This is a genomic window from Thermostichus sp. OS-CIW-33 (assembly GCF_054059615.1).
Window position 1 is genome coordinate 84,192 of sequence record NZ_JBSSCH010000006.1, and the last position, 23,076, is coordinate 107,267.

The 23,076-nt window shown below is 60.4% G+C and carries 23 protein-coding genes; 10 read left to right on the forward strand and 13 right to left on the reverse strand.

The window, feature by feature from the left end:
- Window positions 1-14: 14 nt before the first annotated feature.
- From ACVWZG_RS06235 to ACVWZG_RS06260, 6 genes are all read right to left on the reverse strand, one after another.
- On the reverse strand, window positions 15-284 hold the full coding sequence (locus ACVWZG_RS06235) for a phycobilisome linker polypeptide (RefSeq protein WP_414349914.1): 270 nt from the start codon (window positions 282-284) through the stop codon (window positions 15-17).
- Window positions 285-604: 320 nt separating this feature from the next.
- A complete protein-coding gene (locus ACVWZG_RS06240; protein WP_011432574.1) occupies window positions 605-1,093 on the reverse strand; it encodes a globin family protein in 489 nt (162 codons plus the stop codon).
- Between the two features lie 140 nt (window positions 1,094-1,233).
- A complete protein-coding gene (locus ACVWZG_RS06245; RefSeq protein WP_011432573.1) occupies window positions 1,234-1,752 on the reverse strand; it encodes a phycocyanin subunit beta in 519 nt (172 codons plus the stop codon).
- 407 nt (window positions 1,753-2,159) lie between these two features.
- Window positions 2,160-2,975: a tryptophan synthase subunit alpha gene (trpA, locus tag ACVWZG_RS06250; protein ID WP_457402160.1), complete on the reverse strand. Its 816-nt coding sequence runs from the start codon at window positions 2,973-2,975 to the stop codon at window positions 2,160-2,162.
- Between the two features lie 61 nt (window positions 2,976-3,036).
- A complete protein-coding gene (locus ACVWZG_RS06255) occupies window positions 3,037-4,452 on the reverse strand; it encodes an ABC transporter substrate-binding protein (protein ID WP_457405685.1) in 1,416 nt (471 codons plus the stop codon).
- A gap of 139 nt (window positions 4,453-4,591) precedes the next feature.
- Window positions 4,592-4,807, reverse strand: coding sequence for a hypothetical protein (locus ACVWZG_RS06260; RefSeq protein ID WP_457405688.1), 216 nt, complete (start codon window positions 4,805-4,807; stop codon window positions 4,592-4,594).
- Window positions 4,808-4,835: 28 nt separating this feature from the next.
- Here ACVWZG_RS06260 and ACVWZG_RS06265 point away from each other — a divergent pair, with 28 nt between their 5' ends.
- Entirely contained in the window at window positions 4,836-5,684 is an 849-nt protein-coding gene (locus ACVWZG_RS06265) for a class I SAM-dependent methyltransferase (RefSeq protein ID WP_457405690.1), read from the forward strand.
- 8 nt (window positions 5,685-5,692) lie between these two features.
- Here the strand turns inward: ACVWZG_RS06265 and ACVWZG_RS06270 are convergent, their stop codons facing one another.
- Window positions 5,693-6,481, reverse strand: coding sequence for an amino acid ABC transporter ATP-binding protein (locus ACVWZG_RS06270; protein WP_011432567.1), 789 nt, complete (start codon window positions 6,479-6,481; stop codon window positions 5,693-5,695).
- A gap of 270 nt (window positions 6,482-6,751) precedes the next feature.
- Between ACVWZG_RS06270 and ACVWZG_RS06275 the strand changes: the two genes are divergently transcribed.
- From ACVWZG_RS06275 to ACVWZG_RS06315, 9 genes are all read left to right on the forward strand, one after another.
- Complete coding sequence (locus ACVWZG_RS06275; protein ID WP_457405692.1) at window positions 6,752-7,789, forward strand: amino acid ABC transporter substrate-binding protein; 1,038 nt, start codon at window positions 6,752-6,754, stop codon at window positions 7,787-7,789.
- Between the two features lie 108 nt (window positions 7,790-7,897).
- Entirely contained in the window at window positions 7,898-9,070 is a 1,173-nt protein-coding gene (locus tag ACVWZG_RS06280; RefSeq protein WP_457405694.1) for an amino acid ABC transporter permease, read from the forward strand.
- Between the two features lie 3 nt (window positions 9,071-9,073).
- Entirely contained in the window at window positions 9,074-10,279 is a 1,206-nt protein-coding gene (locus ACVWZG_RS06285; protein ID WP_457405697.1) for an amino acid ABC transporter permease, read from the forward strand.
- 158 nt (window positions 10,280-10,437) lie between these two features.
- Window positions 10,438-11,220: a twin-arginine translocase subunit TatC gene (tatC, locus tag ACVWZG_RS06290; RefSeq protein ID WP_457405699.1), complete on the forward strand. Its 783-nt coding sequence runs from the start codon at window positions 10,438-10,440 to the stop codon at window positions 11,218-11,220.
- A complete protein-coding gene (locus tag ACVWZG_RS06295) occupies window positions 11,210-11,824 on the forward strand; it encodes a nucleotidyltransferase family protein (RefSeq protein ID WP_414349906.1) in 615 nt (204 codons plus the stop codon). The genes tatC and ACVWZG_RS06295 overlap by 11 nt, the downstream gene beginning before the upstream one ends.
- A complete protein-coding gene (locus tag ACVWZG_RS06300) occupies window positions 11,811-13,259 on the forward strand; it encodes an NAD(P)/FAD-dependent oxidoreductase (RefSeq protein ID WP_457405700.1) in 1,449 nt (482 codons plus the stop codon). The genes ACVWZG_RS06295 and ACVWZG_RS06300 overlap by 14 nt, the downstream gene beginning before the upstream one ends.
- An 82-nt stretch (window positions 13,260-13,341) precedes the next feature.
- Window positions 13,342-14,235, forward strand: coding sequence for an LmeA family phospholipid-binding protein (locus ACVWZG_RS06305; protein ID WP_457415304.1), 894 nt, complete (start codon window positions 13,342-13,344; stop codon window positions 14,233-14,235).
- 224 nt (window positions 14,236-14,459) lie between these two features.
- Window positions 14,460-16,055: a hypothetical protein gene (locus ACVWZG_RS06310; RefSeq protein WP_457405704.1), complete on the forward strand. Its 1,596-nt coding sequence runs from the start codon at window positions 14,460-14,462 to the stop codon at window positions 16,053-16,055.
- A gap of 78 nt (window positions 16,056-16,133) precedes the next feature.
- Window positions 16,134-17,051, forward strand: a complete 918-nt coding sequence (locus ACVWZG_RS06315) for a methylenetetrahydrofolate reductase (RefSeq protein ID WP_457405705.1) — start codon at window positions 16,134-16,136, stop codon at window positions 17,049-17,051.
- On the opposite strand, the gene dapB is transcribed toward ACVWZG_RS06315, so the two are convergent.
- The 6 genes from dapB to rpsL all read right to left on the reverse strand — a co-directional run bounded on the left by dapB (window position 17,048) and on the right by rpsL (window position 22,971).
- Window positions 17,048-17,908 carry a 4-hydroxy-tetrahydrodipicolinate reductase gene (gene dapB / locus ACVWZG_RS06320; RefSeq protein WP_457392707.1) on the reverse strand — a complete coding sequence of 287 codons (861 nt, stop codon included), beginning with the start codon at window positions 17,906-17,908 and terminating at the stop codon, window positions 17,048-17,050. The two genes, ACVWZG_RS06315 and dapB, sit on opposite strands and share 4 nt — an antisense overlap.
- A 121-nt stretch (window positions 17,909-18,029) precedes the next feature.
- The gene (rpsJ, locus tag ACVWZG_RS06325; RefSeq protein WP_414328725.1) at window positions 18,030-18,347 is read right to left on the reverse strand and encodes a 30S ribosomal protein S10; all 318 of its coding nucleotides are present in this window, start codon (window positions 18,345-18,347) and stop codon (window positions 18,030-18,032) included.
- Between the two features lie 124 nt (window positions 18,348-18,471).
- Complete coding sequence (gene tuf / locus ACVWZG_RS06330) at window positions 18,472-19,701, reverse strand: elongation factor Tu (protein WP_414413642.1); 1,230 nt, start codon at window positions 19,699-19,701, stop codon at window positions 18,472-18,474.
- A gap of 31 nt (window positions 19,702-19,732) precedes the next feature.
- Complete coding sequence (gene fusA / locus ACVWZG_RS06335; protein ID WP_011432555.1) at window positions 19,733-21,856, reverse strand: elongation factor G; 2,124 nt, start codon at window positions 21,854-21,856, stop codon at window positions 19,733-19,735.
- Between the two features lie 153 nt (window positions 21,857-22,009).
- Entirely contained in the window at window positions 22,010-22,480 is a 471-nt protein-coding gene (gene rpsG, locus ACVWZG_RS06340) for a 30S ribosomal protein S7 (protein WP_011432554.1), read from the reverse strand.
- Between the two features lie 83 nt (window positions 22,481-22,563).
- Window positions 22,564-22,971 (reverse strand): 30S ribosomal protein S12, encoded by a 408-nt coding sequence (gene rpsL / locus ACVWZG_RS06345; protein WP_011432553.1) that lies wholly within the window; start codon window positions 22,969-22,971, stop codon window positions 22,564-22,566.
- Between the last annotated feature and the right edge of the window lie 105 nt (window positions 22,972-23,076).

Consider the following 23,076-nt stretch of genomic DNA (forward strand, 5'->3'; position numbering starts at 1 on the left):
CCGTCGAGCATCCCTTACTCAGCAGCACCGTTGTCCTGAGCAGGAGAGGCATTGGCTCCCGACAAGGCAGTGACCTGCACGATTTTGCCACCCATCCGCAGAATGCGCTGCATCTCGGCAGACAACCGACTGTAGGGAACGGTGGCGCTCAGGGTGCTGCGGCGAACTTTGGCAGAGGTGGCCAGAGCATCGGGAGGGTTGAGCAGGCCGGTGTACTCAACTCGGTAAACCCGGCTGCCGGCTTCTGTCAGAGCTTCAGGGCTGGTGGTGCTTTGACCGAACATCGCTTTCCCCAATTATTATCAGATTTCGTTTAGAGGACTGTCAGGGGCAACCAAGCGCCGGACAAGCTGTACCGGCTACTTTCGCGGGCCAGCCGCGTTGCCACCAGGCAATGTCTAGAACCCAGAGGTTAACTCCCCCAGACTAGAGAGCAGGCGACTAACCCAACTGGCTCAAAGGGAGCCGAGGCGCTAAGCCAACCTAGAAACAGGTGGAATAGACCTCTCTGGAGCCGCCGCCTGCTCTGGAGAGATACACACTTGGAAGACGAAGAAAGAGATCGTCCCCTCCCAACAAGCGGGGATCTTTGCCCTGGGATCCCTTAGCTGAGGGCGTTGATGGCGTAATCGAAGTAGATGGCAGCTTCGTTGGCCGCTTGGCCGCTCAGCATGCCCAGAGCGCGGCTCTTCATGTACTGCAGAGCCACGATGTACCAGCTGGGAGAGAGGTTAAAGGAGCGGTTCACTTCCCGCAGCCCGGCTACCAAGTATTCATCGAGGGGGCCGGTGCCACCCGCAACCAGGGAATAGGTGATGAAGCGGAGGTAGTAGCCGATGTCGCGGGCACACTTGGCCTGAAACACATCGCCGTGGCCCATTTCACCCGGCTGGGTCAAGTAAGGGAACCTCTTGAACACCTCCTGCACCGCTTCCCGCACCAGGGTTTGCTGGTTGTTGGTTAGGACACGGGCCGCTTCCAGAGAAGCAGCAGCACGCTGGTAACGACCATTCACGGCCTGCAGCTCGCTGGCATTCAGAAAACGCCCTTGATTGTCAGCGGCAGCAATCGCTTCAGTGATGACGGTTTTCACCTTGCAACTCCTAAATTCATCAATTGTGTTGTTAACGAACATTCTGTAGGAAAGGCGGACTGGATCTCCACCTGCCTATCAGAAATGAAGGGATCTAACCGATCTAAAAAGGGACGACTAAGCCAGCTTCGACCCAAAGCTCAAACGATGGCGGCAGCAGCCTTATCGAAGTAGCTGGCCACTTCGCTTTGCAGCGCAGAGCAGTCGCCAGGGGTGATGCCTTTCGGATCCATGATCTTGGCCAGGGCTTCTTTCTTCATGGCAGCAATGCCGTTGGCCACAGAAGTGGTGGGCACCCCCAGAGCAATGTAGGTTTCCCGCAGGCCGTTTAGGCAGCGATCTTCCAGCACAGAGCTATCCCCGGCCAAAGTGGCATAGGTGATGTAGCGCAAGATGATCTCCATGTCCCGTAGGCAGGCGGCCATGCGACGGTTGGTGTAGGCATTGCCACCGGGAGCGATCAGATCCGGCTCTTGAGCAAACAAAGACCGAGCTGCGTTGGTTACGATTTGGGCGGCGTTGCTGGTCATGCGGTTGACGGCATCCAGGCGCTTGTTGCCCTCTGCCACCAAAGCCGCCAGACGGTCAAAGTCTTGGTCACTTAAAAAGGCACCGCGTGCATCTGCCTGAGCGATCACCCGGGTAAAGGCGTCTTGCATGATGGATCTCCTTCTGGTCTTTCCAAAAAGCGATGAGCGACTGGCTGAACCTCCCAAAAGCCGAATCCCAAGCTTTTTTGCGGGATCCTCTTTGACCTCCAAAAACTGGGGATTCCGTGGCAGCAGGCTGCTCAAAACTACCCCCACCGAACCCCCCAATTTTTAGATAGGTCAAGAACCTCTGCGACTTTCAGACAGCCGAGCATCCAGCCTAATTTTATATCGCGGGATGGATGAGTGTTTTGTGAAGATTTGCAAACCTACCAACCCCAAAATGTCTGCCCAGGCTGGGATCCCTGGACTATGGGGCGCAGCAGGGGGGAAATGGGTCTGCGGGCTGGCTCACAAAATGTAAACATTTGTTTTGAGATGGAAGCAGTCTGAGTGGGCACCTTCCTGAACGGAAGTTAACACTCTGGAGTGGTCACCTCTTGCAGAGCCGCTTTGAGGGCTCGACAAAAGTGGGCTATTTGCTGCAGTCCCTCTTCAGGCGTGGGGGCTTTCGCCAGCCGTTGCACAAATGCGCTGCCCACAATCGCTGCATCTGCCCCCCAGAGGGCGATCTGGCGGGCCTGGTCGGGAGTGGAGATGCCGAAGCCCACCCCAATCGGCAGAGGGGTTTGTTGGCGCAGTTGCTGCAGCAAAGCCGGGATCCGTTTTTCCAGGGTGGCCCGTTCGCCGGTAACGCCGGTGGTGCTGACCAAGTAGACAAAGCCACTGGACTGCTGGGCAATGCGGCGCATGCGCTCCGGGGGGCTGGTGGGGGCCACCAGCAGGATGAGGTCGATCTCTTCGGCCTGGGCTGCTTGTCGCAGGGATCCCGCCTCTTCCAGAGGCAAATCGGGGACGACCAAACCGGCACAGCCGGCCTGCCGCAGTTGATGCAGAAAGTTGGGGATGCCGAGCTGGTGGATGGGGTTGTAGTAGGTGAACAGGATCAGGGGGGCCTGCAGAGAGAGACAGCGCAAGCCTTGTAGAATGGCGCCCAAAGTGACTCCCCGGCTGAGGGCGCGGGTGGCTGCCGCTTGGATCACCGGCCCATCCGCCAAGGGATCCGAGTAAGGTACTCCCAACTCGATGAGATCGGCGCCACTCTGATCCAGAACCTGCAAAGCCTCAAAGGTGGTTTCCAAGTTGGGATCCCCAGCGGTGAGGTAGGGGATGAGGGCTTTTTCGCCGCGGCTGCGCAGCGCCTGAAAGCAGGCTGTGATCCGAGTGGGCATGGGATCCATTCGATTCTGAGGAGATTGAGAGCATCCCCCACTGTAGCGTCTGCCGGGATCCCTAGGGGAGAGGCACAAAATCGTAGCCGGTACCGGAGCGGTTGCCGGGCTCAACCCGCACCAGCACATGGGGAGCATTGCGGTCGCCGGAGGGCAAGAAGCGCACTTCTCCGGAAGCGCCGTCCGGCAAGCGGAAGTTCGGGTCGCCCAGGGCGGCGAGAACAGCGCTGCGGCTGGGGGATCCCTGCTGGATGGCTCGCAAAAAAGCCCGGGTGGCGTCGTAGGCCAGAGCGGTGCGCCAGCTCACCTGCCCTCCCCAAAGCTGAGCCGCCGCCTGGGCAAAGCCGCGGTTGCGCGGCACCTGAGGATGCCAGGGTACCGCCACCACCAAGCCCTCTACCGCTGCTCCCCCGTCTTGCAACGTGGTGAGGCTGAAGAGCACATCGCCGCCCAGAAGAGCAAGGGGCTTACCGGTTGCAGCGTTCTCGCGGGCTACGGCCAGCGCTTTTTCGGCTACGGAAGCCGTGGGAGCTAAAAAAGCTACCTGGGATCCTTGGCCGACGGCCCTTTGCAGGCTGGCCTGGGGGTTGAAGTCCGACGCCGATAAGTCGAACTCCGCCAGCACGATGCCCCCTTCGCTGGTCAGGGTGGAGGCAAAGGCATCGCGCAAGCTGGAGCTGTAGGCGCTGTTGGGGTTGTAGAAGATGGCCACCCTTTGCAACCGCAACGTGTTGAGAGCATAACGGGCCAGTTGCGTGCCGGCCACTTGATCCGAGGGCACGGTGCGAAAAATGGCATCCCCCAGCATGCTGATGCGGGTGCTGGTGGAGGTGGAGGAGATCATGGCCAAGCCGGCAGGCTGATAAACCTCGGCTGCAGCCAGGGTGGCGTCGCTGGTGTTATGGCCAATCACCCCCAAGATCTCGGGCTGGCTCACCAGAGCCTTGGCCACCGCCGTTGCTCGCTCAGGGTTGTCGCCATCGTCGGCAATCACTACCCGCAGCAGCCGTCCTCCGATTCCCCCCTGTTGGAAAAGCTCCTCCTGAGCTTGCGCCACCCCGCGCAGGGTCTCTTTGGCGCGGTTGGGGTTGCTGGAGATGGGCACCACCACCGCCAGGCTCAAGGGACTGCCCTGCTGCTGGGCACGGGCATTGTTCAAGAAAATGCGAGCTTCCGGGTCGTTGCGGTTGCTTTGCAGCCCCATCTCCAACACCGGGATGGCTGCGCTGAGGTTACCTTGGCGCAACAGCTCTGCAGCGGCAACGGCAGCGGGACTGCTATCGGCAAACAAGGTGCGCTCGCCGCTGGTCAGGAGCAGATCTTGTGCTCCACCCCCCAACCCTGGCAGCGATACTGGCGGTAGAGAAATGCTTTCCGGCCAGCGAACATAGCCCGCCTGCCAAGCGCGATGACCGCCCCAGAGTAGCAATAGCCCCAAGGCAATGTAGACAATGGGTGGTGGAGACTTGGCAACCATATATCACACTATAGAGAGAGAAAACGCTAGCTTTTGGCCAGCAAAGACACTGCTTGTATCCTCAGGAATCCTCAAAAGTCATCTTTCCAAGGATCTCTAAGGATCTCCGACTATGCATCAGCATGAGTGCGGGAGTATGTCACGGATCGGGACGGTAGGAAGGGCTGTTGCGGTATTGGCGCTCTAGCTGCTCCACAATGGAAATGGGAACGGATGAGGTCTCGGAGGGCTCTTCTGGCGAGGTGCCGATCTGCGTCTCGGTCTCCGCGTTGAACTGCCGAGATGTTGCCCAAACCACCGCTGCAATCAGCAAAAGGACGATAGCGGCACCGTAAAGAAAGGCGACGATGGCCATCGGGTCAATGGTTTAGCTTTCCCCTTCCATGATAAAGGCTGTCGAGAATTACCCACTTCAGGATCCCTTGGAGCAAGCGCTGTGGGACTGGCATCGGGGACAGGCCAAGGGATCCCTTCTCTTACATGCCTACAGCCTGGAGGGGATCCCGCTGGCGGAAGAGCCCCAGGTGGTCTCCCCAGAGGTGTTCTTCACCCAAGAGTTGCCGGAGGTGGAAGCCTTGGCCTTGGAACTCTGCCGCGGTCGGGTGCTAGACATCGGCGCCGGTACGGGCCGCCACAGCCTGCTGCTGCAGGAGGAAGGATTGGCCGTGGCTGCCTTGGATCGCTCCCCGGTGGCGTTGCAGATCATGGCAGAGCGGGGGGTGCGTTGCTGCATTGCCGCCGATCTTTTCCACTGGGCGGGGCCAGGAGAGCCCTTCGATACCCTACTCCTGCTGATGAACGGCGTCGGCTTGGCGGGATCCCTGTCGGGCTTGGAGCGTTTTTTGCGCCTGGCTCGCCACTGGGTTCAGCCCACTGGCCAGTTGCTCCTGGATTCCACCGATTTGAGCAATGCCAGCGACCTCGCAGATCTGCGGAATCTGCCGGCAGAAGAGGGAGGGCGTTTAGAAAACTTGGAAGATCCCTCTGGCAAGCTGGCCGCTCCTGCCCACCTCGAAGCAGGTGGCTCAGAAGATTGGCAGGAAGGGAGCGAGGCAAAAGCCAAGGTAGTGAACTTTGTAGCCGAGTACAACGGCCAGCGGGGGGATCCCTTTCCCTGGCTATTTGTAGATCCGGAAACCCTGCTGCAGTGTGCCCACGCCAACGGCTGGCAGGGGCAGATTGTCTATCAAGAGCCGGAGGGGGCTTTTCTGGCACGCCTCACCCCCTTCTGAAGGACTCGCTAGTGGGAAAGGATCTGGGATAAAAACAGGCGGGAGCGCTCTTCTTTCGGATTGCTGAAAAACTCTTGGGGGGTGTTTTCCTCCACGATCTTGCCGCGGTCGAAGAAGATAATCCGATCCGCCACCTCGCGGGCAAAGCCCATCTCGTGGGTTACACACACCATGGTCATCCCCGAGCGGGCCAACTCCCGCATCACGTCCAGCACCTCCTTGATCATCTCTGGATCCAAGGCCGAGGTGGGCTCATCGAAGAGCATCACCGCCGGATTCATGGCCAAGGCGCGGGCAATCGCCACCCGCTGCTGCTGCCCCCCCGAAAGTTGCCCCGGGTATTTTTCTGCTTGCTCGGCGATCCCCACGCGGCTTAGCAGTTCCATAGCCCGCTCTATCGCCTCACTTTTTTTCATCTTTTTCACGTGGATTGGGCCAAGGGTTACATTTTGCAAAACCGTGAGATGGGGAAACAGGTTGAACTGTTGAAAAACCATGCCCACCTCGCGGCGAATGGCATCGATGTTGCGCAGGTCGCTGGTTAGCTCAATGCCATCTACCACAATGCGCCCTCTCTGGTGTTCTTCTAAGCGGTTCAACGTGCGAATAAACGTGGACTTGCCCGAACCTGAAGGCCCACAGACCACCACCACCTCTCCGCGGCGGATGCGGGTGGTAATGCCCTTGAGGACGTGGAAATCGCCGTACCATTTGTGAACATCTTCGCATTGGATAATGTCAGCGCTGGCTGCACTTTGCGGAGAGAGTGAAGACCTTATGTGCGGGGATCCTTGCATGGGTGGGTGACTCCCTAAGTTTCACCAAAGCAGGCATGGGTACCATGGCAGAACTGGCCGAGCCACAACCGTAGCCTCTGCAACATTTCCATACGCCCTGACATGTAAGGCTTTGAGAAAATCGTAGGCGCCTATGGCAAACCATTCTATGGGGTGTGGGGTGTGGGGTGTGGCAGGAGTGTAACCCAATGGCACGGTATCTCGGTTGAAGTGCCGTGTATGAACGACTGTTGACGACGAAGATCTTGAGGATTGACATGGGGTAATTTTATGAACTGGATAAAGCATTTGAACGGATTGGCTCCCTTGGCCGGGGCACTGGCGTTGTCTATGGGCCTGCAGTCCCTTCCCGCTTGGGCGCAGCTGGGGCCGCTCACCGACCGCATCAAGGCTCGGGGCGAGTTGATCTGTGGGGTAAACAACCAACTGCCCGGATTCGGCAACCTGGATGACCAAGGCAAGTATGTGGGTTTTGATATCGACATCTGCCGGGCAGTAGCTGCCGCTCTCTTTGGAGATCCGGACAAGGTTCGATACGTCTACCTGACGGCGGCCAATCGCCAGTCTGCGATTCAGTCGGGCGAGGTCGATATGATTAGCCGCAACACCACCTGGACCCTCACTCGGGATCGCGAGTGGGCGGTGACCTTCGGCCCCACCACCTACTACGACGGCCAAGGATTTATGGTGCGGAAGTCGCTGGGGGTGGAAAAGCTGGAAGACCTGAACGGGGCCACCATCTGTGTGATTGCCGGCACCACCACCGAGCTGAACTTGGCGGATACCTTCCGCGCCCGTGGCATTGCCTTTACGCCAGTAACCTTCGACGGCGATGATTCCTCTTTCAACGCCTACGAAGAGGGCCGTTGCGATGCCATCACCAGCGACCAAAGCGCCCTCATCTCCCGCCGGGCCAGCTTGGCTTCTCCCGACGACCACGTGATCTTGCCGGAGGTGATCTCCAAAGAGCCCTTGGGGCCGCTGGTTCCCCACGGAGATGAGAGTTTTTCCGACATTATGAACTGGACGGTCTACGCCCTCTTCTATGCAGAAGAAAGGGGGATCACCAGCGCCAATGTGGACGAGTTCCTCAAGTCCGAGGATCCCGACATTCGCCGCTTCTTGGGCCAGGAAGGCAACCTGGGAGAGCTGCTGGGCCTGAAGCCGGATTGGGTGGTCAATGTCATCAAGGCGGTGGGCAACTACGGCGAGATCTTCAACCGCCACCTGACCCCCTTGGGCGTGCCGCGGGGCTTGAACCAGCCCTACACCAAAGGCGGGATCCAGTACGCGCCGCCTTTCCGCTAATCGCAAATCCGGGAGCCATCGCCCCCCCTGGGACAGGGATCTCGGTTAGTCAGTACCAGCCAGGGATCCCCTATTCTCTGCTGTGCTCTGAATTTTTGCTTGCCCCGCATGACTTCTCTGTCCGACCAGTCCCACCTTCGCCCCCCCTGGTGGCGGAATGAGCGCATCCTAAAAGTTCTGCTGCAGGTGGCCTTTGTCGTGGCCGTGCTGCTGGTGTTCGGGATCCTCGCCCAAAATCTCCTCGCCAGCATGCGTCGCCTGGGCATCAGCTTGGGATTCCGCTTTTTGGGCAACTCTGCCAACTTTGGGATCACCGAGGGGCTGATCCCCTACGACCCTTCCGAGAGCTACCTGAAGGCTCTGGCGGTGGGAGCGGTGAACACCCTCTGGCTGTCGGCAGTCAGCATTGTGTTGGCGACGGCGATGGGCTTTGTCCTGGGGATGGCTCGCCTCTCCAGCAACTGGCTGGCCCGCCAATTGGCTACCGTCATCACCGAGATCTTTCGCAATGTCCCGGTGCTGCTGATCGTGATCTTCTGGTACCAGGGGGTGATCCTCACTCTGCCAGGGGTGCGCAACAGTCTCTCCATCGGCGGGCTTGTCTTTATCAACCAGCGGGGAGTGAAGCTGCCCGGGTTGGATCCCAGCGGCTGGCTGGTTCCCGCGCTGGCCATTGTAATCGCGGCTGGGTGGGGGATCCGCAAGCTGCTCCTAGTCTGCCGACCCGAGCTGGGATCCCGGCAGCGGAACCTGTGGGTGGCTGCGGGGGTGGCGCTGCTGGCGGTGGCCTGCTGGGTGCTCTTCCCAGAGCCGCCGGTGCGGCTGGATGTCCCGGTACTGGAGCGCTTTAACTTCCGGGGTGGGATCCAGCTTTCGGCGGAGTTTACCGCCATGATGCTGGGCTTGGTGACCTACACCGGCTGCTACATTGCCGAAGTGGTGCGGGGATCCTTTTTGGCGGTGCCGCGGGGGCAGTGGGAGGCGGCCCGGGCCGTCGGCCTGTCGGAGCTGGAAACCTTTCGCTTGGTGATTGTGCCCCAGGCCCTGCGGATCATGATCCCCTCCTTGAACACTCAGTATCTCACCTTGATTAAAAACTCCAGCTTGGCCATTGCCGTTGGCTTCTCCGATCTGTTCAACATCAGCAGCACCATCATCAACCAGTCGGGACGTTCGGTGGAGATGTTCGCCATCCTCATGGCCACCTACCTGACCTTTAACCTGGTGGTTTCCTACGGCATGAACTGGCTCAATGCCCGCGTCAAATTGGTGGAGCGCTAACCCATGCCCAGCAGTCTCTCCTCTCCCCTTGTAGAAGAAAAGGTACTCCCCCCCAGGGAGAAACAAAGTCCGCTGGCTTGGGTGCGCCGCAACCTGTTCGACTCCTGGCTGAGCACCTTGCTCACCTTGGTCTCTGCCTTGGTGTTGGCCTGGGCAATTTCCCTGTTCTGGAACTGGGCGTTCACCCAAGCCCGCTGGGAGGTGATCCCGGCCAACCTGAAAATCTTTGCCAGCGGCACCTACCCCAGCAGCCAACTGTGGCGGGTGTGGGCGGTGTTGGGAATTGTGCTGGCCACCTTGGGGGTAGCGGGGGGGGCTTGGGGCGGTGTGCTGCTGCACTACCTCATTCTCTTGGGAGCTGCTATGGGCTTGGCCGCTTTCCTGCCTTTGGGAACCCAGTCGCAGGGGTGGCTGGCGGTTTGCTCTGGCGTCACTTTTGCCGCTATTGCCCTCAGTCGGGGACGGGAATCCTGGCGGCTGGCTTCCATCTGGGTTTGGGCCCTGATCTTGCCCCTCTGTCTGCAGCTGCTGCTGGGCGACCTGGGCCCCCCTTGGCCGGCAGTGCGAACCGAGCAACTGTCTGGACTGCTGCTGACCTTGATCTTGGCGGCAGCCGCCATGATCATCGGCTTTCCCATCGGGGTGTTGCTGGCATTGGGCCGAGCCAATCGGGCGTTGCCGGTGATCCGGATCTTCTGCACGCTGGTGATCGAGCTGGTGCGGGGGGTGCCCCTGACCACCATTCTGTTTGCCGCCTGGCTGTTGGTGCCCTTCTTTCTGGGGGGGATCAGCGTCAACCTGATCATCAGGGCGGAGGTGGCCTTCATCTTGTTTACAGCCGTGTACGTGGCCGAGGACGTGCGGGGCGGCCTGCAGTCGATCCCGCTGGGCCAGCTGGAGGCGGCACGGGCGCTGGGCTTGAACCCCTTTCAAGTGACGGCTCTGGTGATTTTGCCCCAGGCACTGCGGGCAGCCGTTCCGGCGCTGGTGAACGAGTTCCTCACTCTCTTCAAAGACACGTCGCTGGTGTTCATTGTCGGCCTCATCGACCTGCTGCAGGCGGGGCGCGTGGTGTTCACCAACCCCAACTGGCTGGGCACCCAGCGGGAAGTGCTGTTTTTTATCGGCCTGATCTACTTCATCTGCTGTTTTGCCATGGCCTATGCCGCCCAGCAGGTGGAAAAGGCGCTGGGCTTGGGCAAGCGCTAGAAATTGCAGCCACTCCCCTTCCCCGTCCCCTCTGCTCAGGCCCCAAGATCCCCTTAACAGGCCAGGGCTACATCCCCCTATAGCGGCTCGACAAGTGCTTTTCCCTGGAGAGGGGGCAGCGCTAAGATAGCGGGGAACGTCTCGTTACACCTTGGCCCATGACCCTTGCCTCTGAGACCGAGTCCCCGGAGCAAGCCGCGGCGGCCCCTGAGCCTGGTCGGGTGCGGGATCCGGAGTTTCCCTACGAGGTCGAGATGACCTTGATGGAGCACTTGGAAGAGCTGCGCAGCCGCCTGTTGGCCAGCGTGATCGCGGTGGCGATCTGCATCATCGCCTGCTTTGCCGTGGTGAACCGCATTGTCGCCCTGCTGGAGGTGCCCGCGCAGGGGGTTACCTTTTTGCAACTGGCGCCGGGGGAGTATTTTTTCGTTTCTGTGAAGGTGGCGGCCTACTCGGGGCTATTGCTGGCCACACCCTTTTTGCTCTACCAAATTGCCCGCTTCGTCTTGCCGGGGCTGAGCGTGAAGGAGCGCAAGCTGCTGGGGCCGGTGGTGCTGGGATCCAGCCTTCTCTTTGTGGCCGGCTTGGTCTTTGCCTACTATCTCCTCATTCCGGCGGCGCTTAACTTTTTCATCCGCTACGGCGAAGGGGTGGTGGATCAGGCTTGGTCCATCGACCGCTACTTTGAGTTTGTGCTGCTGCTGCTGTTCAGCACCGGCCTGGCCTTTCAGGTGCCGATTTTGCAGGCGCTGCTGGGAGGATTGGGTCTGGTGACTGCCGAGCAGATGTTCAAGGGCTGGCGCTACGTGGTTCTGGGCGCGGTGGTGGCGGGGGCCATTCTCACCCCTTCGACGGATCCCCTCACCCAGAGCCTTTTGGCCGGGGCTGTGACGTTTCTATATTTGTTTGGCATTCTGCTGGTGAAGCTCCTTGGCAAATGAGCCGAAGCTGCATGCGCTGATCTTGGCGGCTGGGTTTTCCACGCGGATGGGAGAGCCGAAAGCCTTTCTGCCCTGGAAAGACGGGCAAACCCTGCTCTCTTACCAGATTTTTCAGTGGCGACAGGCGGGGTTTCAACCCTGGGTGGTGCTGGGATCCCAGCATTTGGCGGCAGCCCAACCCCACTTGGCAGGGGCAGAGGTGCTGGTCAATCCGGCTCCTGAGCTGGGCAAGACCCACTCCATTCGGGTAGGGGTGGAAGGGATCCCTGCCGATTTTCAGGTGCTGGCCATTTCGGCGGTGGATCAGCCCCGCCCGGCGTGGATCTACCACAGCTTGCTGGAGTACCATCTGCGCCATCGCGCTTGGGTTACTGTGCCGGTGCATCGAGGGCGACGGGGGCACCCTACCCTGATCGACAGGCGCTTGCGGGAAAAGCTGTTGGATCTCCGAGAAGAAACCCTGGGCCTGCGCCGGTTGTTGCAGGATCTGGGCAGGCGGGTACAGGAGGTGGAGCTCTACACTCCTGAGATCTTCCTGGACTGCAATACCCCTGCCGATATGGAGGCCGCTGCTGCCGGTTGCGACAGCGTTGCCCAGGAGTGAGGGGATCCCCTTCAGCACTTGTCCTGCGACCGGTCGCCTCAGCGGTACCGAGCACTTCGGCGTTGCCCAGCAAGATGTTCTTCCCATTGCTCGTATGAGAAAGGGCCTTTATCCTGCCAGCACCTACGATCCTGCCTGCCCGGTCGGCAGCTACTGGGACAGCACGATAGCAGATCCCGGTTGGCGGCATCCGGCACCTTTGCAAGCGCAGGTGGGCGCTGAGGTGGTCATTGTGGGGGGAGGATTGACGGGGCTATCGGCGGCTCTGCACCTGGCCCGCGACTATGGCATCCATGCTTGTCTGCTGGAGGCGGGATCCCTGGGTTGGGGGGCCTCGGGACGCAACGGTGGCTTTTGCGGGGTGGGGGCGAGCCACCTCACCCACGCCCAGATGGTGCGGCGGGTGGGCCTGGCAGAGACAGAGCGCTACTACCGGGATCAATGGCAGGCGGTGGAAACCGTTCAGGAGCTGGCGGCCAGCGAGGGCTTCTCCCTAGAGGCTCAGGGACAGGGCTGCTATGCAGTGGCCCATCGTCCACAGGCATGGTCGGAGTTAGAGGCCGAGTACCAGATCTGTACTCAGGTGGCGGGCTACCCGGCCCAGCTCCTCAACCCCAAAGAGCTGCGGGAACGCGGCTTCAACAGCCAAGAGAACCACGGCGCTTTGCACATCGGGGTGGGGTTTGGCCTCAACCCCCTCAAGCTCACCCAAGGACTGGCCCAAGCGGCCCACCGGTGGGGGGCGAAGCTGTACAGCGGCAGTCCGGTCACGGCCTGGGAAAAGGTGGGATCCCACCACTGCTGCCACACGCCGGGAGGAACGGTGCGCGCTCGGCACTTGGTCATCGCCACCAACGGCTACACCCCAGAGGCCCTGTATCCCCAACTGGCGGGATCCCTGCTGCCGGCACTGTCCAACATCCTGGTCACCCGACCTCTGACGCCTCAGGAGCAGAAAGCGCAAGGGTGGTGGAATCCGACGCCACTCTACGACATGCGGCGGCTGCTGTTTTATTACCGCCTACTGCCGGATGGGCGTTTGCTGTTTGGGGGACGGGGCGGCACCCGCGATACCCCGACGGAGCGACAGCAGTTGCGCACTTGGATGACCCGACAGCTCTATCGTCTTTTCCCCGCCTGGGAAGGGGTGGAGATCGAGTACGCCTGGAATGGACTGGTCTGCCTTTCTCGGCAGTTTCACCCCCATATTGGCCCTTCGCCGGCGGATCCCAGCCTGTGGTACGGCTTGGCCTATCACGGCAGCGGTGTGGCCACAGCAGTGTGGGCGGGCAAAATGCTGGCCCAGGAGATCGCCGGGATCCCTTCCCAGATGAGCGCTCTGTTTCGCCAGCCGCCCCGCTCTTTCCCTTTGCCCTGGCTACGGCTTCACTACCTGCGGCTGGGGTATCTTTGGTGGCAGTTGACGGATGGATAGCCTCTCCAAGTGTGCGGGGGATCCCTCTGTTCGGCAGAGAAGTCCTGCCCTAGTCTGGTTGTAGTTGGGTGGAAACCATCGCTTGTCGTTGCTCCTGAGGTATCCAGTGCTGCTCACGTCTTGCCATCGGCCCAGTCCAGATCCGTCTCCTCTCCAAACCCAATCGGCAGCCTGTCGCCGCCAACGGCTTTCGCAAGCAGGGCAGCGGCTGGGGTTTGCTCTGCTGCTCAGCCTACCCACCATGTTTTGGCCTTGGCCCCCCGGATTTGCCCAGATTGCCGGATCCCTTCTCAGCCCCTTGGTGGCCGCTTGGATCCGTTCGGAGGTTCAGAGGGTCGATAACCTGCAAGTGCAAATTGCCGGCTCCGACGCCCAGATTTTGAACGGGCAGATCCCTCAAGCCCAGGTGTCGGGAGACAACCTCAGCTATCAAGGCTTTCAGGTCAGCCATCTGCGGCTGCGGGGCCAGGATATTCGCCTCAATGTGGGCGAAGCCATCCAGGGACGGAGCCCGCTGCGGCTATTGGCCCCTGTGCCGGTGCAGGTGAGTTTACGCCTCACCGAGGAAGACCTGAACCGCACCCTCCAGGCTCCCCTCATCCAAGCCCAACTGGCCCAGGCCCAGGTGCAGTTGCCCGTTGGGGGCCAAGTGGTGCCTTTTCTTATCCGCCAGCCTCAGGTCACGCTGGAACAGGGTCGGCTGCGCATCCAGGCCAACTTAACCACTCCCGAAGGGGTGGAAGCGCCGGTGACGGTGCTGACCGGCCTAGAAGCCCAAGGTCCCAACCGGTTGCGGCTGGTCAATCCCCTCTGGGTGAGCGAAGGCCAAGAGATCCCCATCCCCGGCCTGGCCGATTTCCCCATTCAGTTGGATCCGGGCGTGCGCATTGACCGCCTGGAGGTGCAGCCCGGCCAAATCCTCTACGAAGGGATCCTGACCATTTACCCAGAAGTCGCAACCGTGCCGCAGGGATAGTTCGCCTGGGCAGGACGGAGACCTTTCCCGTTCAGCAACGGGTGTGATCGGGATCAATCTCAAAGGGTGTGCCTCTGGGCGAGGATCCCTCTAGCAACCGGAGGGAAAGGGATCTTGCTGGCCGTTTGCGTTGGTGCCCCGTCGGGAACCGCACCGTCCACAAGACGAGAGCGGCATCGACTCCCTTCGGTAGCCGGGCAGGAGTGGTGTATTGAGGTGAGATCATGATCCAGCCATCCAACTGCAAACTCGACCCCTGGGTCGCGGTAGCGGTGCGGAGCACTTGCGGCTGGGCGCTGCTGCTGATTTTGTCGGTTGGTTTTTTGGGGGGATGTGCTGACGACCCGGTTTCTACAGTCCCTCTGGATGGCGCTGCTGTCGGCACGCGGACGGCCACTCCCGAAGGCCGATCCTTTTCCGATATTCAGCCTGGTCGGGAGCCCCGTCTGAAACACCTTTGGGCCAGTTTTGTCATCACTGCTGAGCAACTGCAATCCGCCCGCGAGGCTCCCGTTTCGCTCCATCCGCAGGCCATTTTTCCCTGCACCGACTGCGAAAGCCTGCCGGGATCCCCGCCCCCCACTGCTTCCCCCGCTCCAGGCACCTACCGATCTGACCAGCTCACCTTCTCCTTCCGGGTTGAGCCCAATGAGACGTCCACCCGCCTCAGGGGTAGCTTTCACCTGGATACCACCACGCCTCTGATCCACCCCGGCGCAGGGGTGCGCTTGGTAATCCAACGGGCTTTCTGGGGGGAAGACCCGCTGGAACCGCTGCCACCTCCCCAGGACTTTCACCCTCAGCAGATCATCCGAGGCCAGTTCCAGGAGCGCAGTTGGATCCTCCCTTTCTCCCTGCCGCATCCCCCTGCCGGTGAGGTCTTGCCGCCGCTGCGGCTGGAGGTTGTTCTCACCTCGCCAATCCCACCCGATTCCGCCCCCTTTCTGCGGGGTAGGCCGCTGCCGCCACCTCCGGGTCGGCTGTATCACGGGGTCGCTTGGCCGGGCATTCCCACTTGGGATCAACTCCTCGCCTATCGCCAGGCCATCGGTCAACCCCCCGCCTGGGCAGCCGTGGATCACCTCTGGGATCCCCGCCAGGACTTTCCACAGCAGTTGGCCAGTCGCCTGCGGGAAAGCGGCTCAGTCCCCTACCTGCGCCTGCGGCTAGATCCAGCCCAACTTTCTGCCTTGGCCAATGGGGATCACGATGAGACCTTGCGCTCTTGGGCCCGCGGGATCCAGCGCTTTGCCACCCCCATCATCCTGGCCGTCGTTGTTGGCGACGGGGATCCCGAACGCGCTCGCGGTAGCGGTGGGGAGCCCTTTGGTGGGACGGAGTCCTCGCTGCAACAACGGGCTTACCAACACCTGATGCAAACCCTGCGCTCTGTTCGCGTTAGCGGGACGGAGTCCCCGGCCAATTTGCTCTGGGTGGTGGAGCTGGACGGAGAAGATGCCAAGGCCGTGTCCACCTGGGCTCGGTTCCCTGAGATGGACTGGCTGAGCCTACAGGTAACGGGGGATCCCGCCGCTTTTGAACCGCTGTACCGCCGCCTTGAGGCCCTCAACCCGGAAGTGCCTGTGGTGATCCGCGGGCCAGCCCTGGGCTCGGAAGCCTCTCAACCGCTGCTGGAAGGTCTGGAGGCGCAGCGCTGGCCTCAGGTGATCGGCTGGAGCTGGACTTTAAGCCCGGACGGGATCCCTCCTGCAGCAGCACAGGATTGGCGGCAGCATCTGCAACAGGGGGATCCCAAGATATGGCTGGGGGAAATGCGGGTACAACTCCCGCCCAGCCCCCTTCCCTCGCCCAAGCCTTGAGAAAGGACGACCTGTCTGGAAAAACCTCCTGGAAAAGTCGATAATAGGCCAGCCCGTTTTACCCTTTCTGCCGAAATTGTGGCCCTGATCCCCTCATCACCTCCCCTGTCCCGCTTCGCCCAGGCCATCCAGCGGGGGGAATTTCTGCTCACCGCCGAGATTACCCCCCCCAAGGGATCCGACACCAGCACCCTGCTGTCTCTGGCCCAGCAGCTCAAGGGGCGGGTGCATGCCATCAACATTACGGACTCCAACCGAGCCATGGCCCGCATGAGCCCGTTGGCAGCTTCGCTGCTGTTGCATCAGGCAGGCGTTGAACCGATCCTGCAGTTGGCCTGTCGGGATCGCAACCGCCTGGCCCTCCAGGGGGATCTGTTGGGGGCCTCAGCTCTCGGCCTGCGCAATGTGTTGGCCCTCACCGGGGATCCCATCCACATCGGCGATTGCCCCGATGCCCGCGCCGTGTTCGATCTGGAGTCGGTGCGCCTGCTGCAGCTTATCCAACGGCTGAACAATGGCCTCGATTGCAACGGCAAACCTCTCCCGGATGGGGGCACGCATCTGTTGCCGGGGGCAGCAGTAGAACCCCAATCGGGCAGCTTTTCCGGCCTGGAGCGGCGCTTCCACCGCAAGCTGGAAAACGGAGCCCAATTTTTCCAAAGCCAGATGGTCACCGACTTCGAGCAGCTGGAGCGCTTCATGGATAAGTTGGGCCGTCCCGCCGGCAAGCCCATCCTGGCTGGCATCTTTTTGCTCAAGTCGGCCAAAAATGCCGAGTTTATCAACCGCAACCTGCCAGGAGTGAAGATCCCAGACGGGATTATCCAGCGGCTGGCCAACGCCGCCCACCCCCTCGAAGAAGGGATCCGCATTGCCGCCGAACAGGTGCGTCAGGCCCGCCAGATCTGCCATGGGGTGCATCTGATGGCCGTCAAAGCCGAGCACCTCATCCCCCGCATTCTGGATGAGGCCGGGATCCCTCCCCTGACCGGCTAGCTCAACACTTGCTCCAGCCCGTAGACCAAACCTTTGAGCTGCAGCACCTTGCGGATCCCCAGGATCACTCCTGGCATAAAAGCTATCCGATCGGTGGTGTCGTGTCTCAACGTGAGGGTTTGCCCCATCCCACCAAAAATGACCTCCTGATGGGCGATCAACCCCGGCAGACGAACGCTGTGAATGGGAATGTTGGGGCCAGAGAGCCCTCCCCGCGCACCGGGGATCAGCTCTTTTTCTTCCACTGAGGACTCCGTCCCGCTGTCGCGAACGGGCGGGTTAAAGGTTTTGCCCAATTGTCCCAGCCGTTGTGCCGTCTGTAGAGCCGTGCCGCTGGGGGCATCCGCTTTGCGGTTGTGGTGCAGCTCGATGATCTCAACGTGGTCAAAATACTGGGCCGCCTGCAGGGCCATCTGCTGCAGCAAAATCATGCCGATGGCAAAATTGGGCGCGATTAAACAGCCCACACCCGACTTGTCCGCCAGATCCCGCAGCCGCTCCACCTGCTCCGGCGTCAGGCCCGTCGTCCCCACCACCGGACGCACGCCAAAGGCAATGGCCGAGCGAACATGTTCAAATGCCGACCGAGGATGGGTAAAATCCACCATCACGCTGCGGTTGCTGCGCTGCGACAACCTCAGCAACTGCCCCGACAAGTCATCGGTAATCTCCACCCCCAGGGATCCCAGGCCCAGCACCTCGCCAATATCCGAGCCCAGTTGAGAGCGGGCCACCGCCCCCACCAACCTCATGTCGGGCGTCTGGGCAACGGCTCGCACCACCTCCCGCCCCATTTTGCCCAAGGCCCCCACCACCAAAACCGGAATGGGGGATGTAGCCGCTTCTGGAGCTGTCAACTCCTGAAAGTGCTCCCCACCGCTATCGTGGTCAACTGGATCAACCGATGTTGTCACCCGCTGCTGCCCTCATCCAAGCTCTACGAAATGACTGCGAAAGCGGGGGATCCCTGCAGATCCATCACAGCTTCACCTCGATATCTACCCCTGCCGGCAGATCCAGCTTCATGAGAGCATCGATGGTTTTGGAAGAGGGGGAATAGATGTCGATAATGCGCCGGTGGGTGCGGGTTTCAAAATGTTCCCGCGAGTCCTTGTCGGTGTGGGGGGAGCGCAGCACACAGTAGATGCGGCGCCGAGTAGGCAAAGGAATCGGGCCAACCGGCACGGCGTCGGTACGACGAGCCGTATCCACGATTTTGTCGCAGGAAGTATCCAGCAGCCGATGATCGTAAGCCTTCAGGCGGATACGAATTTTCTGTTGAGTCAAGGTAGGCATGGCCGGAGAGCAATCCAGAGAACGGTGGACTCGAAAAGGTCAGCAGGGAAAGTGCTCCGCACCACTGTTGCGACCGAGTTGGTCTGGGGCCGCCAGCACTCAATCCCTGCCGAGAAAAAGCAGCTTACTTCAGGATCTTGGAGACAACACCCGCTCCGACGGTACGGCCACCCTCGCGGATAGCAAAGCGCATCCCCTGCTCAATGGCGATGGGCTGGATCAGCTCCACCGTCATCCTGACGCGGTCACCAGGCATCACCATCTCTGGCTGGGATCCGTCATCAGCCGTGAAGGAAGAGATGGTGCCGGTTACATCGGTGGTGCGCACATAGAACTGAGGACGATAGCCGGCGAAGAACGGCGTGTGGCGACCTCCTTCCTCTTTCTTGAGGACATACACCTCAGACTCGAAGCTGGTGTGAGGAGTAATGGTCTTGGGCTTGGCCAGCACCATGCCGCGCTCCACTTCGTTCTTCTGAATGCCCCGCAACAGCACACCAACGTTGTCGCCGGCGATCCCCTCATCGAGGGTTTTTTGGAACATTTCCAGGCCAGTAACGGTGGTAGAGCGAGTTTCCCGCAGGCCCACCAGTTCCACCGTTTCGCCCACTTTGATGCGGCCCCGCTCGATCCGGCCCGTGGCCACCGTGCCCCGACCGGTAATCGAGAAGACATCCTCCACAGCCATCAGGAAGGGCTTATCCACATCCCGCTCAGGCGTGGGAATGTAGGAGTCCACCGCATCCATCAGCTCATAAATTTTGTCCACCCAAGGATCTTCGCCCCGCTGGGTTTTGGGGTTGGCGGTCATTCTTTCTAGGGCTTTCAGCGCCGATCCTCTGATGATGGGAACGTCGTCGCCGGGGAAGTCGTATTTGGAGAGAAGCTCCCGCACTTCCAGCTCCACCAACTCCAGCAGCTCTGGATCGTCCACCATGTCTGCCTTGTTCAGAAAGACCACCAAGCTGGGCACCCCTACCTGACGGGCCAACAGGATGTGCTCCCGTGTTTGGGGCATGGGACCATCAGCTGCAGACACCACCAAGATGGCCCCATCCATCTGAGCCGCGCCTGTGATCATGTTCTTCACGTAGTCGGCGTGGCCGGGACAATCCACGTGGGCGTAGTGACGGTTGGCAGTCTGATACTCGACGTGGGCGGTGTTGATGGTAATGCCGCGAGCTTTTTCCTCTGGCGCTGCGTCGATCTCATCGTACCTTTTGGCTGTGGCCTGACCCAAAGCAGCCAAGGTGGTGGTGATGGCAGCCGTCAGGGTGGTCTTGCCGTGGTCAACATGGCCGATGGTGCCAACGTTGACATGGGGTTTGGTGCGTTCAAACTTAGCGCGTGCCATGAATCGTCACTTCCTTTTTGGTTTCAGTCAGCTACTCATTTCCTTTGTTTTTGGCAATGATGGCTTCGGCGATACTGCGAGGAACTTCCTCGTAGTGGCTGAACTCCATCGTGAAGGTGCCTCGACCCTGGGTTTTGGAGCGAATGTCGGTGGCATAGCCAAACATCTCCGCCAACGGAACCTTGGCATTGACTTTGGTAATGCCGCCTTCTGTATTCATCCCCTCCATCTGGCCGCGGCGGGCGTTGATGTCCCCGATGACATCCCCCACAAAGGCTTCAGGGACTTCCACCTCGACCTTCATCATCGGCTCCAGCAGGGTAGGGCTTGCCCTGCGAGCGGCCTCCTTCAGAGCCATCGAACCGGCGATCTTGAAGGCCATTTCGCTGGAGTCCACCTCGTGGTAGGAGCCATCCACCAGAGTGGCGCGGATGTCGATCAAGGGATAGCCCGCCAGCACACCGGATTCGCAGGCTTCCCGGATCCCTTGCTCGGCTGGCCCAATGTATTCCTTGGGCACAACGCCACCCACAATTTTGGAAACGAACTCAAACCCTGTACCCGGCTCCGCCGGCTCTAGGTCGATCACCACATGGCCGTACTGGCCACGGCCACCGCTCTGGCGAACAAACTTGCCTTCCACGCGGCTGACCGGCTTGCGAATGGTTTCGCGGTAGGCCACCTGTGGGTTGCCAACATTGGCTTCTACGTTGAACTCCCGCAGCATCCGATCCACCAAGATCTCCAGGTGCAGCTCGCCCATCCCAGAGATAATGGTTTGATTGGTCTCGGGATCCACAGACACGCGGAAGGTGGGATCCTCCTTGGCCAGGGCCTGTAGGGCCTTGGAGAGCTTATCGATATCGGCTTTGGTTTTGGGTTCTACAGCCACCGAGATCACCGGCTCTGGGATGAACAGTGACTCTAGGATCACCGGCGCATTTTCGTCGCAGAGGGTGTCCCCGGTAGTGGTGTCCTTGAGGCCCACCACAGCTCCCAGATCTCCTGCCCGCAGCTCATCCACGTCCAAGCGTTCATCGGCCTTCAGCACCACCAACCGCGAAATTCGCTCCTTCTTGTTCTTGGTGGAGTTGAGCACATAAGTACCTTTGGTCAACACCCCCGAGTAGACGCGAATAAAGGTGAGATCCCCGTACTTATCACTCATCAACTTGAAGGCCAGGGCGGAGAAGGGCTCATCGTCGCTGGCACGGCGGGACACTTCTGAGCCATCTGGCAGCACCCCCTTGATGGCCGGAATATCCACAGGCGAGGGCAGGTAATCCACCACCGCATCCAGCAGCATCTGGACTCCCTTGTTCTTGAAGGCAGAGCCACACAGCATGGGCACAATTTGGCCGCTGATCGTGCCTTTGCGCAGACCCGCCATCAAGTCGGCTTCGCTCAGATCTTCTTCGGCGAAGTACTTTTCCATCAGAGCTTCGTCCGTCTCGGCCACTGCTTCCACCAGCTTGGCCCGATACTCTGCCACGAGATCTTTCATCTCCTCAGGGATGGGGGCCGGACGAATATCTTTGCCGATCTCATCCATATAAATGCGGGCTTGCATCCGCACCAAGTCAACAATGCCGCAAAACCCGTCTTCGGCACCGATGGGCAGTTGGATGGGCACAGCATTGGCCTTGAGGCGCTCCCGGATCTGGTTGTAAACCTTGAGGAAATTGGCCCCCATGCGATCCATTTTGTTGACGAAGGCAATGCGGGGCACATTGTAACGATTGGCTTGCCGCCAGACGGTCTCAGACTGAGGCTGCACGCCGCCCACCGAGTCAAAGACGGCGATCACCCCATCCAGCACCCGCATGGAGCGCTCAACTTCAATGGTGAAATCGACGTGCCCAGGAGTATCGATGATGTTGATGGTGTACTCCGGTGCGCCGGAGAGGGGCTGGGAAGGATTTGCGGGATCCCGCTTAGTCCAACGGGTGGTGATGGCCGCAGCGGTGATGGTGATGCCCCGCTCCCGCTCCTGGGCCATCCAATCGGTGACCGCAGTTCCGTCGTGAACTTCGCCAATTTTGTGCACCAGACCGGAGTAGAAGAGAATCCGCTCTGTGGTCGTGGTCTTGCCAGCATCGATGTGAGCCGCGATGCCGATGTTTCGGACTCGTTCTAGGGGAACTGTGCGTGCCACGTCAACCTCCCAATCCTCGTCGCCCTGCGACTTGGGCAAACTAAAAAATCCTTTACAATTCTAATCTTTTTTGCCGATTTTTCTCCACCTCGCTGGAACTCGGGCTGGGCAGAACAGGGATCCCAAAAGTCTCCACTGCTCCGCCAGGCTAGTTCAGTAGCGGTAGTGGGCAAAGGCCTTGTTGGCCTCGGCCATGCGATGCACCTCTTCCCGCCGTCGAATGGCGCTGCCGGTTTCGTTGGCTGCATCGATCAGCTCATTGGCCAACTTGGCGGCCATGGTGCGACCTGGACGAGTGCGCGAAAAGGTCACCAACCAGCGCAGCGCTAGGGAAGTGCCCCGTTCTCCTCTCACCTCCACAGGCACCTGATAAGTGGCTCCGCCCACCCGGCGGGCTTTCACCTCCACCAGTGGGGTGGCGTTGCGAACAGCATTTTCCAGCAAGGGCAGTGGGTCTTGGCCAGTGCGCTCCCGCACAATGTCCAGAGCTTCATAGAGGATCCTGGCAGCCAGGGATGCCTTACCCCTCATCATCAACTTGCGGATCAGCATGGTAACCAGACGGCTCCCATACTTGGGATCCGGGGGCACATCACGACGAGGGGCACGGTTGCGGCGAGACATAGGAGCTGGGTTGCTTGTTCAGATGGGGATGGCAGAAAGAAAGATGACGAGTGGGATATGGAGGGTTGAGGGTGAGGGCAAAGCTATTTTTTCTTGCCAGCGGCGGCTGGAGCTTGGCCCGGCTTGGGCCGTTTCGCCCCGTATTTGGAGCGGCCTTGTTTGCGGTCTTTGACCCCTGCAGCGTCGAGGGTGCCCCGGATAATGTGGTAACGCACGCCGGGCAGATCCTTAACCCGCCCACCGCGAATCATGACCACAGAGTGCTCCTGCAGGTTGTGGCCGATGCCAGGAATGTAGGCAGTGACCTCAAAGCCGGAAGTGAGGCGAACGCGAGCCACTTTTCTCAGGGCCGAGTTGGGCTTTTTGGGCGTTGTCGTGTACACTCGGGTGCAAACCCCCCGCCGCTGTGGACAAGCCTTCAGGGCAGGGGACTTGGTTTTGCGAGCGGCAACGCTGCGCTCCTCACGGATCAGTTGCTGAATGGTGGGCATGGGCTGGCAGAGAAGGTCACGGCTTAAATTTTAAATTATCCGGTTGAATTATCCGGCGATATTGAATCCTAGCAAGGCGGGATCCCAGCGTCAACTTGGGGATGG

Excerpts from the sequence above, each read along its gene's own strand:
- ACVWZG_RS06235 (WP_414349914.1), bottom strand. The coding sequence starts at position 284 with ATGTTCGGTCAAAGCACCACCAGCCCTGAAGCTCTGACAGAAGCCGGC.
- ACVWZG_RS06245 (WP_011432573.1), bottom strand. The coding sequence starts at position 1,752 with ATGCAAGACGCCTTTACCCGGGTGATCGCTCAGGCAGATGCACGCGGT.
- trpA (WP_457402160.1), bottom strand. The coding sequence starts at position 2,975 with ATGCCCACTCGGATCACAGCCTGCTTTCAGGCGCTGCGCAGCCGCGGC.
- ACVWZG_RS06255 (WP_457405685.1), bottom strand. The coding sequence starts at position 4,452 with ATGGTTGCCAAGTCTCCACCACCCATTGTCTACATTGCCTTGGGGCTA.
- ACVWZG_RS06260 (WP_457405688.1), bottom strand. The coding sequence starts at position 4,807 with ATGGCCATCGTCGCCTTTCTTTACGGTGCCGCTATCGTCCTTTTGCTG.
- ACVWZG_RS06265 (WP_457405690.1), top strand. The coding sequence starts at position 4,836 with ATGATAAAGGCTGTCGAGAATTACCCACTTCAGGATCCCTTGGAGCAA.
- ACVWZG_RS06270 (WP_011432567.1), bottom strand. The coding sequence starts at position 6,481 with ATGCAAGGATCCCCGCACATAAGGTCTTCACTCTCTCCGCAAAGTGCA.
- ACVWZG_RS06275 (WP_457405692.1), top strand. The coding sequence starts at position 6,752 with ATGAACTGGATAAAGCATTTGAACGGATTGGCTCCCTTGGCCGGGGCA.
- ACVWZG_RS06280 (WP_457405694.1), top strand. The coding sequence starts at position 7,898 with ATGACTTCTCTGTCCGACCAGTCCCACCTTCGCCCCCCCTGGTGGCGG.
- ACVWZG_RS06285 (WP_457405697.1), top strand. The coding sequence starts at position 9,074 with ATGCCCAGCAGTCTCTCCTCTCCCCTTGTAGAAGAAAAGGTACTCCCC.
- tatC (WP_457405699.1), top strand. The coding sequence starts at position 10,438 with ATGACCCTTGCCTCTGAGACCGAGTCCCCGGAGCAAGCCGCGGCGGCC.
- ACVWZG_RS06310 (WP_457405704.1), top strand. The coding sequence starts at position 14,460 with ATGATCCAGCCATCCAACTGCAAACTCGACCCCTGGGTCGCGGTAGCG.
- rpsJ (WP_414328725.1), bottom strand. The coding sequence starts at position 18,347 with ATGCCTACCTTGACTCAACAGAAAATTCGTATCCGCCTGAAGGCTTAC.
- tuf (WP_414413642.1), bottom strand. The coding sequence starts at position 19,701 with ATGGCACGCGCTAAGTTTGAACGCACCAAACCCCATGTCAACGTTGGC.
- rpsG (WP_011432554.1), bottom strand. The coding sequence starts at position 22,480 with ATGTCTCGCCGCAACCGTGCCCCTCGTCGTGATGTGCCCCCGGATCCC.
- rpsL (WP_011432553.1), bottom strand. The coding sequence starts at position 22,971 with ATGCCCACCATTCAGCAACTGATCCGTGAGGAGCGCAGCGTTGCCGCT.